General features: G+C 52.8%; 14 protein-coding genes and 1 pseudogene. 9 read left to right on the forward strand and 6 right to left on the reverse strand.

Annotation, left to right across the window (positions count from 1 at the left end; all coding sequences use genetic code 11):
• Positions 1-8: 8 nt before the first annotated feature.
• From QJT81_16610 to QJT81_16630, 5 genes and pseudogenes are all read left to right on the forward strand, one after another.
• A complete protein-coding gene (locus QJT81_16610) occupies positions 9-1184 on the forward strand; it encodes an imelysin family protein (GenBank protein ID WGZ93411.1) in 1176 nt (391 codons plus the stop codon).
• Positions 1185-1187: 3 nt separating this feature from the next.
• The gene (locus tag QJT81_16615) at positions 1188-2300 is read left to right on the forward strand and encodes a DUF1513 domain-containing protein (GenBank protein WGZ93412.1); all 1113 of its coding nucleotides are present in this window, start codon (positions 1188-1190) and stop codon (positions 2298-2300) included.
• A 49-nt stretch (positions 2301-2349) separates the two neighbouring features.
• On the forward strand, positions 2350-3243 hold the full coding sequence (locus tag QJT81_16620) for an LbtU family siderophore porin (GenBank protein ID WGZ93413.1): 894 nt from the start codon (positions 2350-2352) through the stop codon (positions 3241-3243).
• Positions 3244-3338: 95 nt separating this feature from the next.
• Positions 3339-4358, forward strand: a complete 1020-nt coding sequence (locus QJT81_16625) for a Fe(3+) ABC transporter substrate-binding protein (protein WGZ93414.1) — start codon at positions 3339-3341, stop codon at positions 4356-4358.
• Between the two features lie 32 nt (positions 4359-4390).
• A pseudogene (locus tag QJT81_16630) lies at positions 4391-5161 on the forward strand (ABC transporter permease subunit).
• A gap of 10 nt (positions 5162-5171) precedes the next feature.
• Here QJT81_16630 and QJT81_16635 read toward each other — a convergent pair.
• Genes QJT81_16635 through QJT81_16645 form a run of 3 tightly spaced genes read right to left on the reverse strand, consistent with a single transcriptional unit; the run spans position 5172 to position 7473 of the window.
• Positions 5172-6812 (reverse strand): IS66 family transposase, encoded by a 1641-nt coding sequence (locus QJT81_16635; GenBank protein WGZ93415.1) that lies wholly within the window; start codon positions 6810-6812, stop codon positions 5172-5174.
• Positions 6809-7183, reverse strand: coding sequence for an IS66 family insertion sequence element accessory protein TnpB (gene tnpB / locus QJT81_16640; GenBank protein ID WGZ93416.1), 375 nt, complete (start codon positions 7181-7183; stop codon positions 6809-6811). The genes QJT81_16635 and tnpB overlap by 4 nt, the downstream gene beginning before the upstream one ends.
• Positions 7183-7473, reverse strand: a complete 291-nt coding sequence (locus QJT81_16645; GenBank protein WGZ93417.1) for an IS66 family insertion sequence element accessory protein TnpB — start codon at positions 7471-7473, stop codon at positions 7183-7185. Before QJT81_16645 ends, tnpB begins: the two co-directional genes overlap by 1 nt.
• 43 nt (positions 7474-7516) lie before the next feature.
• Here QJT81_16645 and QJT81_16650 point away from each other — a divergent pair, with 43 nt between their 5' ends.
• Both QJT81_16650 and QJT81_16655 read left to right on the forward strand, forming a co-directional pair.
• Positions 7517-8389, forward strand: coding sequence for an ABC transporter permease subunit (locus QJT81_16650; GenBank protein ID WGZ93418.1), 873 nt, complete (start codon positions 7517-7519; stop codon positions 8387-8389).
• Positions 8389-9438 (forward strand): ABC transporter ATP-binding protein, encoded by a 1050-nt coding sequence (locus QJT81_16655; protein ID WGZ93419.1) that lies wholly within the window; start codon positions 8389-8391, stop codon positions 9436-9438. The genes QJT81_16650 and QJT81_16655 overlap by 1 nt, the downstream gene beginning before the upstream one ends.
• Before the next feature lie 12 nt (positions 9439-9450).
• Here the strand turns inward: QJT81_16655 and QJT81_16660 are convergent, their stop codons facing one another.
• Positions 9451-9888, reverse strand: coding sequence for a hypothetical protein (locus tag QJT81_16660; GenBank protein ID WGZ93420.1), 438 nt, complete (start codon positions 9886-9888; stop codon positions 9451-9453).
• Between the two features lie 291 nt (positions 9889-10179).
• Here QJT81_16660 and QJT81_16665 point away from each other — a divergent pair, with 291 nt between their 5' ends.
• Positions 10180-12234 carry a DNA topoisomerase III gene (locus QJT81_16665; protein WGZ93421.1) on the forward strand — a complete coding sequence of 685 codons (2055 nt, stop codon included), beginning with the start codon at positions 10180-10182 and terminating at the stop codon, positions 12232-12234.
• Positions 12218-13669, forward strand: a complete 1452-nt coding sequence (locus QJT81_16670) for an NAD-dependent succinate-semialdehyde dehydrogenase (GenBank protein WGZ93422.1) — start codon at positions 12218-12220, stop codon at positions 13667-13669. The genes QJT81_16665 and QJT81_16670 overlap by 17 nt, the downstream gene beginning before the upstream one ends.
• Here QJT81_16670 and truB read toward each other — a convergent pair.
• Together truB and rbfA are read right to left on the reverse strand one after the other, a co-directional pair.
• On the reverse strand, positions 13666-14577 hold the full coding sequence (gene truB, locus QJT81_16675) for a tRNA pseudouridine(55) synthase TruB (GenBank protein ID WGZ93423.1): 912 nt from the start codon (positions 14575-14577) through the stop codon (positions 13666-13668). The genes QJT81_16670 and truB overlap by 4 nt on opposite strands.
• Complete coding sequence (gene rbfA / locus QJT81_16680; GenBank protein ID WGZ93424.1) at positions 14574-14999, reverse strand: 30S ribosome-binding factor RbfA; 426 nt, start codon at positions 14997-14999, stop codon at positions 14574-14576. Before rbfA ends, truB begins: the two co-directional genes overlap by 4 nt.
• Between the last annotated feature and the right edge of the window lie 2 nt (positions 15000-15001).

A 15001-nucleotide genomic window follows, 5' to 3' on the forward strand; every position in this document is an offset into this window, starting at 1 on the left:
GAATGACGATGTTTAAACAGATTGGCTGCTGCCTACTCCTGCTTCCTAGCCTGTTATTGGCAAACGAGGCTCCACCAGTCGAAACAGAAGTCAAAGAAGTGGTCACGACTATTGCCCCCGCAACGCCAATTCCCGACGTAGACAAATTGCTGGTGCACGTTGTCGATGGCGCAATCATCCCGCTGTACCGCGAGTTGGATGTCACTGCCAACACCCTCACCCAACGCAGCAAAACCTTTTGCAGCGAACCCAATGCCGAAAACTTCAAGGTTTTGCGCGAAGGTTGGGGCGAAACCCTATTAGCATGGCATCGTACTGATGCTCTCATGTTTGGCCCCGCCATCGAAGACCAAATTGACTTCAAGGTCAACTTCAATCCCCCCAAAAAAGCGGTGATCAACGGTTTATTAAACGCTACATCCCCGTTGACCGTGGAAGCAGTGGAAAAAGCAGGCGTAGGCGGGCAAGGCTTAGGCACACTCGAATTCCTGCTGTTCGACCGTGATAAAAGCGATGCTGACCAGCTTGCCGCCTTCCAAGGTGACACAGGCAAACGCCGCTGTGCTTACGTGCAAGCCGCCAGCGAGCTATTGCAAACCACGTTGCACACCATTGCCGAGGCTTGGATCAACGACAAAAACGGCTACGCCACTGCCTTCCGCACTGCCAATAAAGGCAATGCCACTTTCGCCAGCTCACGTCAAGCAGTGGATTTACTGGTGGGTAAGCTGTTTCAGTCCGCCGAGAAGTTCAGCAAAAACCGCATCGGCAATCCACTTGGCAAAGGCATTGACCTCAATACCGAAGGCAAACAAGAGGTGCTGAACACCTCCAACGCCTATCAGTTAGAAGCATGGCGCAGTGGCTATTCCGTGCAAGTCGTTCGCGCCAATGTCGAAGGAATGCTGCGTATTGTAAAAGACGGCGGTATTCTGCAATGGCTGCGTGACCATAACCAACGTGAGATCGAAAAGTTCGTCGCCGATGCGATGGAAATGCGGCTGGATAATTACCTCAAACTGCCGGTTCCCGACAGCGATCCGTTTGAATTGATCAAGACGGGCAACAGCAAAGCACTCGACGGTTACTACTACATGGGCAACGACATCCAAATGGGCATCAAACGTCAGCTTGCCAAAGTCATGGGTGTACAACTCGGTTTTAACGATAATGATGGGGATTAAACCATGAATCGCCGCACCTTTTTATTGCTCGCCACGGCAGGCACATTCGGTGCAACCTTGGGTGTGAATAAGCTGATGAAACTCACCAGTGCTGCCCCCCCCTGCGCGACAATCCTGTATTCAGCCAGTGATAATCCGGCAGGCAGGCATTTCCTCACCCGACTGGATATTGCCAGCGGCACTACCGATTCACAAGCCGTGCCGTTTCGCGGTCATGGCATGTTACCACTGCACGATGGGCGGGTAATTCTGTTTGGCAGACGCCCCGGCTTTGAATGCGCAGTGGTCAATTGGTCTAACGGTATGCAGCGCATCCCTGCTACTGCCGGACACCATTTTGATGGTCACGGCTGCCTGTCTGCCCAAGGCGATGCGCTATTCACCACCGAAAACCATTTTGACGCGAAACGCGGTGTACTGGGCATCCGCGATAGCCAAACCTTCCAACATCTGGGCGAATACGACACCTTCGGGCTTGATCCGCACGAAGTCCAACTCATGCCTGACGGCAAAACACTGGTCGTCGCCAATGGAGGCATCGAAACCCACCCTGATTTCGGGCGGCGCAAACTCAATCTCGACACCATGCAACCCTCCTTGGTGTATATCGACGCTGCCAGCGGCAAAAAAATCGACGAATACCGCCTGCCCGACCGTTACCTCAGCATTCGCCACCTGATCACCACCGCCGATGGCAATGTCGGTGTAGCGCTGCAATACGAAGGTGACTTATACCGCCAGCAACCTGCTTCGTTAGTGGCATGGCAAGAACGTGGCGGCGATTTGCAATTGCTCGACATTAGCACTGCGGATGTGGCACGTTTCAGCGGCTATATGGCTGATTTGGCGTATGACCCGCAGCAACACATCCTTGCGGTATCCTCACCTCGTGGTAATCACACCAGTTTCTGGAGTACCCGCGAACACCGTTTCCTGCACGCGCATCCCCTACCGGAACCAAGCGGCATTGCGTTTCTGGCGGATAAGCAACAATTTCTCGTCTCGGATGCCACCGGCGGCATACACACTTTTCCCTCAACCTTACAACCTGCATCAGCCAGTCTGCTGCACCACTATCCTGACACCTTGTGGGATAACCATGTGGTGCTGTCATGAAAACGGACAAGCCAATGCCCTTAAAAAGCGATAATTTTGGAGTCCCAGCATGAAAAAGACCTTACTCAGCCTGATGATTGCAGCCAGCATTGCCACGCCCGCTTTCGCCGAAACCACCTTGAGTGGCGTGGTCGAAGTCGAAGCCGGATTCGTCAGCAATGATGACGGTGATACCAGTGACCTCACCGTACCCACCGTGGTACTAGGCATCGACAATAAATTGAATGACAAGATCGACGGACATCTGCTGTTCCTCTACGAACAAGGTGAAAACGACGACAATATCGCCGTGGATGAAGCCACTGTCACCTTCCACCCGCGTGAAGGCACTGACATTACCGCCGGGCGCATGTACGTACCTTTCGGCAAATTCGACAGCAAGATGGTATCCGCCCCCTTAACGCTGGAACTGGCAGAAACGCAAGAAGAAGCCGTACAACTGGGCATGAGTGCCGGGGCAATGTCGGGTTCTGCCTACGTTTTCAAAGATGACGAAAACGGTAGCAAAAAAATCGACTCCTACGGTGCAAATCTGGATTACAGCACCGATAACGTGAGTGCAGGCGTCAGTTACCTCTCTGACGTGAACGATAAAGCCGCAGCGGGTGTCGGTGTCCATGCTTCCGGTAAAGTGGGGGCATTCAACCTTATTGCCGAACACATTGCCGTTGAGGAAATCACGTTGGCAGACGATACCACCACCACACCTTCTGCCAGCAACCTGGAAGTCGGCGTTGATCTCGGCAACGACCGTATTCTGGCGCTGGCCTATCAACAAACTAAGGATGCCGAAGCATTGGAACTGCCCGAAACGGCGACAGGTATCGCTTACCGGATGCCCGTTTATGAAAAAGCCAGTTTCGCGGCGGAATACATGAATAACGAAGGCTATGATGGGGCGAAAGAAGATGTCGTCACCTTACAAGTGGCTTACGAATTTTAGCCCCCTAATGAAATAATGAGAATTGCTTGCATTATCAGTAGAAATATAGATAATGCGAACTCTTCTTATTCATGTTTGCAATAGAGGCAGACCCTATGTTCAAAAAAATTGCATTGTCATTATTGCTTGTCAGCATTGCCACCCCTGCATTCGCTGATGGTGAAGTCAACGTCTATTCCGCCCGTAAAGAACAACTGATCAAGCCATTGTTCGACAAATTTACTGAACAGACCGGCATTAAAGTTAACCTTGTGACGGGCAAAGATGATGCGCTCTTGGAACGCCTTAAACTTGAAGGGGAAAACACCCCTGCCGATCTGCTGATGACGGCGGATGCAGGTCGTTTATACCGTGCCGTAGAAATGGAACTGACTCAACCAGTCGAATCCGAAATCTTGAAAAAAGAAATTCCTGAAAACCTACGTGACCCTTCGCATCAGTGGTTTGGCCTCACGTCCCGCGCCCGCCCGATCTTTTACGTGAAAGACAAAGTGAAACCGGAAGAACTTTCCACTTACGAAGATTTGGCTGATCCGAAATGGAAAGGTCGCATTTGTGTACGCTCTTCCGACAATATCTATAACCAGTCAATGCTGGGTTCGATGATTGCAGTGAACGGCGCGGAAAAGGCGCAGGCATGGGCTGACGGCTTGGTGAAAAACTTTGCGCGTCCACCCGAAGGCGGCGACCGTGACCAAATCAAAGCAGCAGCGGCTGGGCAATGCGACATTGCGCTTGCCAACACCTACTATTACGGGCAAATGCTGACGGGTGAAGAGGCGGAAGACAAAGCCGCTGCGGAAAAGGTCGCAATCTTCTGGCCTAACCAAGCCGAAGGTGATCGCGGCGTACACATCAACATCAGCGGTGCTGCGGTAACTAAAACCGCCAAAAACAAGGATAACGCCGTCAAACTGATGGAGTTCTTGGTTAACGATGAATCGCAGCAATGGTACGCCGAAGCCAATCAGGAATACCCCGTGAAAGCCGGTATTGCGCCCAGTGCGATGCTCAAAGGTTGGGGCGAGTTCAAAGCCGATAGCCTGAACTTGTCTGAACTCGGCAAACACAATGCCGAAGCCGTGAAAATCATGGACAAAGCTGGGTGGAAATAAAACCCCTGCTCTGGCGTGCCGTGCTGTTGGGCATGGCATTGCTGACTGCTTTGCCGATCCTCGCGGTGTTCGGCTACGTATTCGTGCCTGCGCCCGAAGTTTGGCAGCATTTGCGCGAAACGGTGCTTACCGATTATTTGCTGAATACGCTCTGGCTGGTGTTGGGCGTGGGGTTTGGCGTATTGCTACTGGGGCTTCCGGCTGCATGGCTGAACAGCATGTGTGAGTTTCCGGGGCGACGCTTTTTTGAGTGGGCATTGCTGTTGCCGATGGCGATGCCTGCTTACATTATTGCCTACACCTACACGGGAATGCTGGATTTTTCGGGGCCAGTGCAAACCTTGTTGCGCGAGCTGACGGGCTGGGGGTATGGCGATTATTACTTCCCGAATGTGCGCTCCCTTGGCGGTGCAATCACCATGTTGTCGCTGGTGCTGTTTCCGTATGTGTATTTGTTGGCGCGGGCAGCGTTTCTGGAACAGTCGATTTGTGTGCTGGAAGTGAGCCGCACGCTGGGTTCAAACCAGTGGCAAAGTTTCTTTCGAGTGGCGTTGCCGTTGGCGCGTCCGGCAATTATTACCGGCTTGTCGCTGGCGTTGATGGAAACGTTGGCGGATTTTGGCACGGTGCAATATTTCGGCGTATCAACCTTTACCACGGGCATTTTCCGTACTTGGTTTGGGCTGGGCGATCACGCGGCGGCATCGCAATTGGCAGCGTTGCTGATGGGGTTTGTGTTTGTGCTGATTCTGTTGGAACGTTGGTCGCGCAGTCGGGCGCGGTATCACCATACCTCTAGCAAGTAGTAAACGGTCATTCTAGCCCGTCGTTGATATCCGCAAACAAATCCGAGCGCAATGGCTTATCCGCAAACCGTTGTTTCCAACATCTTGGCGTAAGGTCTTGCACCTGAGAAGCGGGATGCTCACTAACGCGCAACAGAACATCCATCAGATAGACATACGGGTTAATGTCATGCAGGCGGCAGGTGGTGATCAGGCTTTGGATGATGCCCACGTGTTCCGCGCCGAGTTCTGTCCAGCAGAACAACCAGTTTTTCCTGCCCATGGGGATGGGCCGCAGGGCGCGTTCGATGTGGTTGGTATCCATTGGCACGTCGGGATCTTCCAGAAACACGCGCAGTTCGTGTTCGCGGCGGATGACATAACCAAGGGCTTTGGTCAGCGGGTTGGAGGGGACTAAATCGGTACGTTGTAATTGGGTTTGGCACCATTCAAAGAACTGGTCGACCAACGGCTTGCTGTGGGTGAGGCGGTAGGTACGTTTGGCTTCCCCGTCGAGTTTTTTCTCGTTAATCTGGGCTTCGTGCTGATAGAGTGCCGCGATAGTGTCAAGGGCTTGGCGTACTGCTTGTGGTTCAGCGGTTTCGGCGGCAATGAAGGTGCGACGGCTGTGTACCCAGCATTGGGCATGGGTAATCTTGTCATTGGCGTTGACGTAACTGGCATAAGCACGGTAACCGTCGCTGAGCAGTGTGCCGCTGAACTGTTGGCGAAGGGTCTTTTCAATGTGTTGCCGCCCACGGCTGGCGGAGAAGGTGAAGACGATTTCGTCCTGATCCCCGTACAGCGGCCAGAAGTAGCCTTGCTTCATCTTGCCGTTGCCTGCGGGACTGGCTTTGATGGGGGTTTCGTCCATCGCCAGCAGCTTGCTTTGCAGTACACTGGCGAGTTGCGCTTCGGCAATGGGTTTGAGCAGGTCGATGGCACGTTTCACCGCATTGGTCAGCGTCGTGCGGCTGAGGGTGATCCCCGCTTGGGTCAGGCGTTGGTGCTGGCGGTACAACGGCAGGTGGTACTGGAACTTGTCCACCAGCATCCCCACCAAAAAGCTGACATCGGTGACACTACGTTCCAGCACGTTGGCGGGTGCAGGGCTGGGAAGTGGTGGGTTGCTGAGCGAAGCCGAAGCACTGCCCTTACGTTTGATGACCGGGCGCTCGTATTGCAGGATGAGGTAGCTGGCAGGGCGTTGCGCCACCCGATGGGTCACCTGGGTGCCGATCACCTCATACTGGTCAGCCTCTTCCCCCTGAAGTTCCGGCGGGGTGAGGTGAATCACCTTGACCGGGACATCGGCGGTAAAACGTAACCCGCAGTCATTCACGCAGTCATCCGGGCGCAGCTTGGGGGCTTTACCGCGTTGGTAGGTGACGGTAATGCTTTCACCCTCGGGTGCGGCAACCGGGGTGGCGGCGGGGGCAAACAACGGCAACTGCGCCACCGGTATCTCAACCGGACGCTTTTCCGATTTGCTGCCAAAGACCTGTTGCCTGAACCACACCAGTTGGCGTTTTAATTCAGAAACTGCCTGTTGCAGGACGGCATTGTCTGCACGTAACCCCGCATTTTCCTCACGCAACGCCAGCATTTCCGCCACAATCGGCGGCATGGGAACGCTGGTGTCAGACGGGGTGGATGGCTTTAAAATCATGGGCTTATTGTACCAGAATGTGGCTGCACAGGATACTGGTAACGCTTGAATTGTCTGGATTTTTGCACCTCAATGCCTGCTAAAATCAACTGCAAATCCGTCAGGGTCAGTTCGCGCTGCCCGCTAGTTGTCGGCTGCACCCGGTATTGCCCCTGCTCCAGGCGTTGGCTCCATAAGCAATAGCCGCTGGGTTCAAAATAGAGGATCTTCATCTGGGTTTTACGTAGGTTCACAAACACGAAATAATGCCCACTCAGGGGATTTTGCCCTAACTGGTTTTTCACCAAAGCGGTCAGCCCCGTAAAGCTTTTGCGCATGTCGGTGGCTTGGGTGCATAGCCAGATGCGGGCGGTGGCGGCGGGGGCAAACATCAGCGTTGGCTCAGGCGTAGTTCAACACCATTCCCCAAACTCAGCACAATGTGCCAGCCTTGCCCCAGCGCGGCATGACCCGCCGATAATGCTCCCAAGTCGATGAAGGTATTGGCGGGAACGGCTGGTTCCTCCACGCCATCTGCGGAGCGTAGACGCTGCCGCCATTGGCAAAAACTGGCGTAACCGATACTGTGCTGTTCACAAAATGCCGGGGCGGATAAGCCGCTGGCTTGCCATTGGCTAATGAGGGTTTGCCATTCGCTGGCACGGCGGTGAGGGCGTTTCATTGAGGTTTCCTTCGGTTGTTCAGGTTGGAAACCAGTTTAGGACGTGGAAATCGCGAGGGCTAGACGTGCTGAAATGGTCGCTTACAGCAAGTATTCGCGCATTCCAAAATTCCGTTTGCGTAGCTGGACGGCGGTGGTGGCAGTGTTGGCGTGCGCCCTGCCCTTGTTGTTGGGGTTTGTGATTCCGGTGGGGCAATTGCTGCATTGGAGCATTAAAGTTGCCAGCAAGGGGTTGGATAGTGATTTCATTAATCTGGTGTGGCACAGCTTGATGTTGGCGAGTTTGGCGGCGGTGTTTGCGCTGTTGCTGGCGTTGATTTTGGGTTATGGCAAACGGCTGAATAATGATCCGCTGGTGAATATTGCAGCGCGGATTGCGGCAATGGGGTATGCGATTCCGGGGACGGTGATTGCGATTGGGGTGCTGATTCCGTTTGCCTGGGCAGACACGCAACTCAACCACCTGAGCAAGCAGTTTTTCGACACCAATGTAGGCTTATTGCTGAGTGGCACGCTGTTTACGCTGCTGTTTGCCTACAACGTGCGCTTTTTGGCGGTGTCGCTGCAAACGGTGGAAGCGGGTTTGGGCAAGATTAAACCGACGCTGGACAATGCGGGGCGTTCGCTAGGCTTGAGTCCGTTGGGCGTATTGCAGCGGCTGCATTTGCCGTTGATGAAAGGCTCGTTACTCACCGCGATTTTGCTGGTGTTTGTGGATGTGTTGAAAGAGTTGCCTGCCACACTGATTTTGCGCCCGTTCAATTTCAATACGCTGGCAGTGCGGGCGTATGAATTGGCGTCGGATGAACGGCTGGCGGATGCGGGTTTGCCCTCGCTGATGATTGTGGCAGCGGGGATTATTCCGGTGATTTTATTGAGCCGTTCGATTAGTAAGTCGCGGGCTGGGGAACATTGATGAGCAAGTTAATCCTGCAAAACATTCACATCGAATACGGCAGTAATGCGGTGGTACACGATGTCAATCTGACGGTGGAAGACGGGCAAATCGGTTGTTTGCTGGGCCCCAGCGGCTGCGGCAAGACGACCTTGCTGCGGGCAATCGCCGGTTTCGAGCCTGTCACCCGTGGCACGATTACGCTCAAAGATCAGGTGATCAGTGCGCCCGATGTGTATTTACCGCCGGAAAAACGCAATATCGGCATGGTGTTTCAGGATTACGCGCTGTTTCCGCACCTGAGTATTGCCGACAATATCACCTTCGGGATTCGCAAGCAGTCGGGCAAAGATAAGACGCGGCGCGTGGCGGAATTGCTGGAATTGGTGAATTTGCCCGGTTACGAAAAGCGTTATCCGCACGAATTGTCGGGCGGGCAACAACAGCGGATTGCGTTGGCACGCGCCCTTGCGCCGCAACCCCGTTTGCTGTTGCTGGATGAGCCATTCGGTAGTCAAGACGTGGAGTTGCGCGAAATGCTGGCGCGGGAAGTGCGCGATATTCTCAAGCGCGAAGGCATGACGGCGATTCTGGTGACACACGATCAGCACGAAGCGTTTGCGATGGCGGATGAAATCGGCGTGTTGCAGAGCGGGCGTTTGCAGCAATGGGACACGGGTTACAACTTGTATCACCAGCCGGTGAATCAGTTTGTGGCGGGGTTTATTGGGCAAGGTGCTCTCATTGCTGGCACAGTCTTCAACCATGACACCGTATCGACCTTACTTGGCGCAGTACGGGGTGAAGTACCGCTTGAGTGCCAGCCAGAATGCCCGGTGGATGTCTTAATCCGCCCCGACGACCTGCGCTTAGTCGCGGATGCGCCCCGTAAAGCCAAAGTCGTTTCACGGGTATTCAGAGGTGCAGAATATCTGTATGTACTGGGTTTGCAAGATAATAGCCAACTACTCGCGCTTGCCCCTAGTCACCAAGAATACGCCATTGGGGAAACCGTGTGTTTCGAGTTAGATATGCAACATCTGGTAATATTACGGCGCAACTCTATTTAACTGACCCGCACTTTACAATTTACTAAATGCTGCTGCAATATCATCTACCGTTAACATTCGTGTCGTTTGCATTGGCGGTAATTGTGATACTTGGTATTCCTCAGGGATATGCAACGTCAGCGTCCAGGTATTCACATTAAACGAGGCTTTTTCTTTGGATAATTCCACTGCTTTCGGAAAAGTATATAATGGCGAATAAAAGCAAATTTTATAAAAGCCTGATTGAAGTTTAATTTTCCGCAGATTGAATGTTGTTTCTGAAGGCTCTGCAACTTGCTTAAAGGCAATCTGCCCAACTTCACTGGTATCAAACGCCAGCCAATCACCCGAAGCCCAACCCAATTTTCTAAATAAACCTGCGCCAAAAGACAAACACAAATTATCCCGACCGCCAACGTATTCCATATCTAAAATAATATCAAAACTTCCTGAAGAAGATTTCTTACTCATTCATCGCCTCAACTGACCTATTCAAACAGGGTTATTACCATCTATTGCTCTTTGATTTTAACTGAACTCAGCATTTAATATTATGGTGCGTTTAACCTTAAAACACTCAAGCTTAAGAACACAGGAGCAGATTAAACCAGCGTAGCCGCTTCAGCAGGAAGCATTCCAAAGAGTAACAGGCCGAACTCAAAAATAAAAGAGCTAACAGCCACTTCCTTGCATCACAAGGTTTGCCGCTGCCCCTGGAAATGCCTATGATGCTGTAAATGATTAACCCACCCTCTAATAACCATGCTGTATTTGTGTGAAAAACCCAGCCAGGCGCGGGATATTGCCCGTGTTTTAGGCGCAAATGGGCGCGGTGATGGCTACTTACAGGGCCAAGGAATTCTTGTGACCTGGTGTTTCGGGCATTTGCTGGAACACGCTGAGCCAGAGGCCTATGGCGAGCAATATAAACGCTGGCATTTTGCCTCCCTACCCATTTTGCCGCAGCAATGGAAACTGGAGGTCAAAAAATCCGGTGCAAAGCAATTTAAAGTGATCAAAACACTCCTCGCCAAAGCCCAGCATGTCGTCATTGCCACCGACGCTGACCGCGAAGGTGAAATGATTGCCCGCGAAGTGCTCGACATCTGCCGTTACTATGGACGAGTGTCACGCCTGTGGTTATCAGCGTTGGATGATGCCAGCATCCGTAAAGCGTTGGGGCAACTCAAACCGGGAGCGGAAACCGAAAAACTCTACCAAGCCGGTTTAGCACGCAGTCGGGCTGACTGGCTCGTGGGCATGAACTTGAGCCGTGCTTACACTCTCGCTGCCCAATATAATGGGCAACTCGGCGCAAAAAGCGGGGCGTTAAGCGTAGGACGCGTGCAAACCCCAACCCTGCGGCTGGTCGCTGATCGGGACGAACACATCAAACACTTTGAACCACTGGATTACTGGGATGTCAGTGCCGCTTGCTTGCCGCCTGAAGCCGAGCAAACTTTCAAGGCCAACTGGATTCCCCCCAAAAGCAAGCAAGGCATTGATGATGAAGGCCGCTGCATTGATAGCGCCTTAGCAGAACAGGTGGCTGCAAACTGCAAAGCACAGGCAGCTAACGTGCTACGTTGCGACACCGAGCGCAAACGGCAGAATGCCCCTCTACCCTACGAGCTTTCCGGTTTGCAGGTCGAAGCCTCTCGGCGCTGGGGCATGAGTGCTAAACAGGTACTTGATGTTGCCCAAGCCTTATACGAAACGCACAAACTTACCACCTACCCCCGCACGGATTGTGGCTACTTACCGTTTTCGCAACATGCCGATGCACCGAATGTCTTCCAGGCACTGCTCCAAACCGACCGCAACCTAACGGAATTAGTGGCACAAGCCAATCCCAAGCTCAGAAGCAAAGCGTGGAATGACAGCAAAGTCACTGCCCACCATGGGATTATTCCCACTGCGGCCAAAGGCAGTATTGAGCGTTTATCGGAAGCCGAGTTTTTTATTTACGACTTGATCCGTAAACGTTATCTGGCACAGTTTTTCCCCGCCTACGAATACGACCAAAGTGTGATCGAACTCGATTGCCAAGGCTGGTTATTTCGCGCATCCGGGCGGGTAGATCGTGTTGTGGGCTGGAAAATCGCTTACCAAGAACCCGGTGATACGAGTGTACCGGATTCACCTGAGAGCCAAGCGCTACCCACGCTAACCGTCGGTGACAGCGTACTTATTCAAGACACCGAATTGCTCAAACGTCAAACCAAACCGCCGCCACCGTATACGGAAGGCACACTCATCCAAGCCATGAAAGGCATCGCTAAGCTGGTCGAAAACCCCAGACTCAAAGCCATTCTCAAAGAAAATGCCGGAATCGGCACTGAAGCCACCCGCGCTGCTATTATTGAAACGCTATTACAACGCAAACTCCTAGAGCGCGAAGGCAAAAAGAAATACCTGCGCGTCACCCCCAAAGGTATTGCCCTGATCAGCATGTTACCCAATGCAGTCAAAGACCCCGCACTCACCGCCGCATGGGAACAAGCACTCGAAGCCGTTGCTAATGGGGAAATGCTGTTAGAACAATTTATGGAAAAACAGCAAAACTGGCTATTAAAAGTCCTGGCACGCGCCAAAGCCAGTGTGGGTACATTGCCAGAAATACCGACGGTATTACCTGCACCTCCCGCCGCTGACACACCAGCAAGTGTGGACGAAAAACAAACCTGTCCCGCTTGTGGCAAACCCATGGTCAAACGTGAAGGTAAATACGGCGTATTTTGGGGATGCAGCGGCTTCCCCCGATGCAAAACAATTGTGAACATTCGCAAAGGAACCCCGCATGTTAACGCTAAATAACCCAGCTTTGTTACGCACCGAATGCTACCTCAATGGTGAATGGGTAACCGCAGATACCGGCGACACCCTCAGCGTGACTAACCCAGCTACAGGCAAAATCATCGCCACCGTACCCGCTTGCAGCGCGGCGCAAACCCGTGCCGCTATTGATGGCGCAGCCCTTGCACAACCCGATTGGCGCAAACGCACCGCCGCCGCCCGCGCTAAAGTCCTTCATGCATGGCATCAACTCATACTGGCGCATCAAGAAGACCTTGCCCAACTCATGACTGCCGAACAAGGTAAACCACTGGCGGAAGCACGCGGCGAAATTGCTTATGCGGCTGCCTTCATTCAATGGTTTGCCGAAGAAGGTAAGCGCACTTACGGTGATGTGATTCCCTCACCTTTTCCCAATAGCCGGATTGTGGTCATCAAAGAACCCGTCGGCGTGTGTGCCGCGATTACCCCATGGAATTTTCCCACTGCGATGATCACCCGCAAAGTTGCGCCCGCTCTCGCCGCAGGCTGTGCGATGGTGGTCAAACCTGCCGAACAAACCCCCTTATCAGCATTGGCATTGGCAGTGCTTGCCGAGCAAGCCGGTATCCCTGCGGGCATTTTCAACGTAATCACAGGCGACCCTCGTGTCATTGGCGGCGAACTGACGGCTAATGAAAAAGTGCGTAAACTGAGCTTCACCGGCTCCACTGCCGTCGGACGCTTACTGATGCAGCAATGCGCCCCAACCCTGAAAAAACTGTCCTTGGAACTGGGAGGCAATGCTCCGTTTATCGTGTTTGATGATGCCGATCTTGATGCTGCCGTGGCGGGTGCTATGGCCTCGAAATACCGCAATTCCGGGCAAACCTGCGTGTGTGCTAACCGCTTTTTGGTGCAAGCCAGCGTCTATAACGCCTTTGCGGAAAAACTCGCACAAGCCGTGACAACCCTCAAAGTCGGGCATGGTACAGAGGTTGACGTTACGCAAGGCCCTTTGATTGACGAAGCCGCTTTGTGCAAAGTCGAAAGCCTGATTGCCGATGCTGTCGCAGGCGGGGCAAACATTCTTAACGGGGGGCGGCGACATGCCTTGGGTGGCACGTTTTATGTTCCCACCGTGCTGACTAACGTATTACCAACGATGCGGGTTGCTAAAGAAGAAATTTTTGGCCCTGTTGCCCCACTATTCAAGTTTGAGACAGAGGCAGAGGCTATCCAGATGGCTAATGATACCGAATTCGGCCTTGCTGCTTATGTGTATGCGCGTGATATTGGGCGGGTATGGCGCGTCTCCGAAGCCTTGGAATACGGCATGGTGGGCATTAACAGTGGCGTTATTTCCACCGAAGTCGCCCCCTTTGGGGGACAAAAAAGCTCAGGGCTAGGGCGTGAAGGTTCTAAATACGGTATTGACGAGTACATGGAAATCAAGTACCTGCACATGGGACTTTAAAGGCTCGAATAGGCCAGTAAACGCCGTGGAATCAGTACGCCATGAGTCGACTCACACAAGCCAATGAATTCACCAAAGTCGCTGTAAATGCGCATTAATTCAGCCGCCTCATGATCAGTCCGCACCTTTTGACCTTGCCGCAGACGGGTAATCACCGCATCGTCGACAGTAATCGCAGGCAAATGGGGTAAGGCGGTATCCAACGGCAACAGCACTGCATCCAAGGCTTCAACACTTTGCTCTGCTAATGTGCGCAGCTCTTCCAATCTGTACATGCGGAATGCGCCAAACGGGTCAACAGACTCACGCCGCAACATGGAAACATAGGCTCCGCACCCCAGTCGTTCACCAATGTCTTCGACCAGCGTGCGAATGTACGTGCCTTTGCTACACACAACATCCAACGTGAGGGTGTTTTCGGTGCGTTCCAATACGGTCAAGGAATGAATGGTGATGTCACGGGCAGCACGTTCCACTTCCAACCCCTGACGTGCCAGCTTATAAAGCGGCTGCCCATCTTTTTTCAGTGCGGAATACATCGGTGGAATTTGGCTAATCCCGCCACGAAATTGCACCAGCACGGCTTCTAATTCGGCATCACTGGTGTCAGGAATGGAGCGCGGATTAAGTTTTTCACCTTCAGCATCCCCTGTGGTACTCACATACCCCAGAGTTGCCGTGGTGACATAACGTTTATCAGAATCGAGTAAGAAAGCGGAAACCTTGGTGGCTTCACCAAAACAGACTGGCAACATACCCGAAGCCAGCGGATCCAAACTGCCCGTATGCCCTGCTTTTTCAGCCTGAAACAGAAAACGTGCATCCTGCAATGCTTTATTACTGGACACACCCAAGGCTTTGTCCAGCAACAGAATACCGTTAAGTTTACGAAAGCGATGGCGACTCAAGATTCAGCCGTGCCTGTGGTAGTACCGTCATCAGGGTCAGACTCGTCGTCATCATGCCGATCAGAAGCCACCGCTTTAGCGATCAACGCTGATAATGCATTCCCTCGTGACTGGGTATCGTCGTAAAAGAAATGCAACGCTGGGGTCATCCGCAATTTCAACAAATGCCCCAACTCACGGCGCAAAAAACCCGCAGCGTGATTGAGTGCTTCTTGCGCTTCCAAACCCTGCTCAGCTTGCAAGGCATCAAACCAGATTTTGGCATGTGCGAAATCTTTTGAGACCTCCACATCTAACAACGTCACCATACCCACACGTGGGTCTTTAACCCGATCACGAATCAGCAACGCCAAATCGCGGCGGATCTGTTCACCAACCCGGTCGGCACGGGCAAAGCCATGAGGGTGCGAATGGTGTGGCATAG

It is taken from the genome of Candidatus Thiothrix putei, from assembly GCA_029972225.1.
GTDB lineage: Bacteria > Pseudomonadota > Gammaproteobacteria > Thiotrichales > Thiotrichaceae > Thiothrix > Thiothrix putei.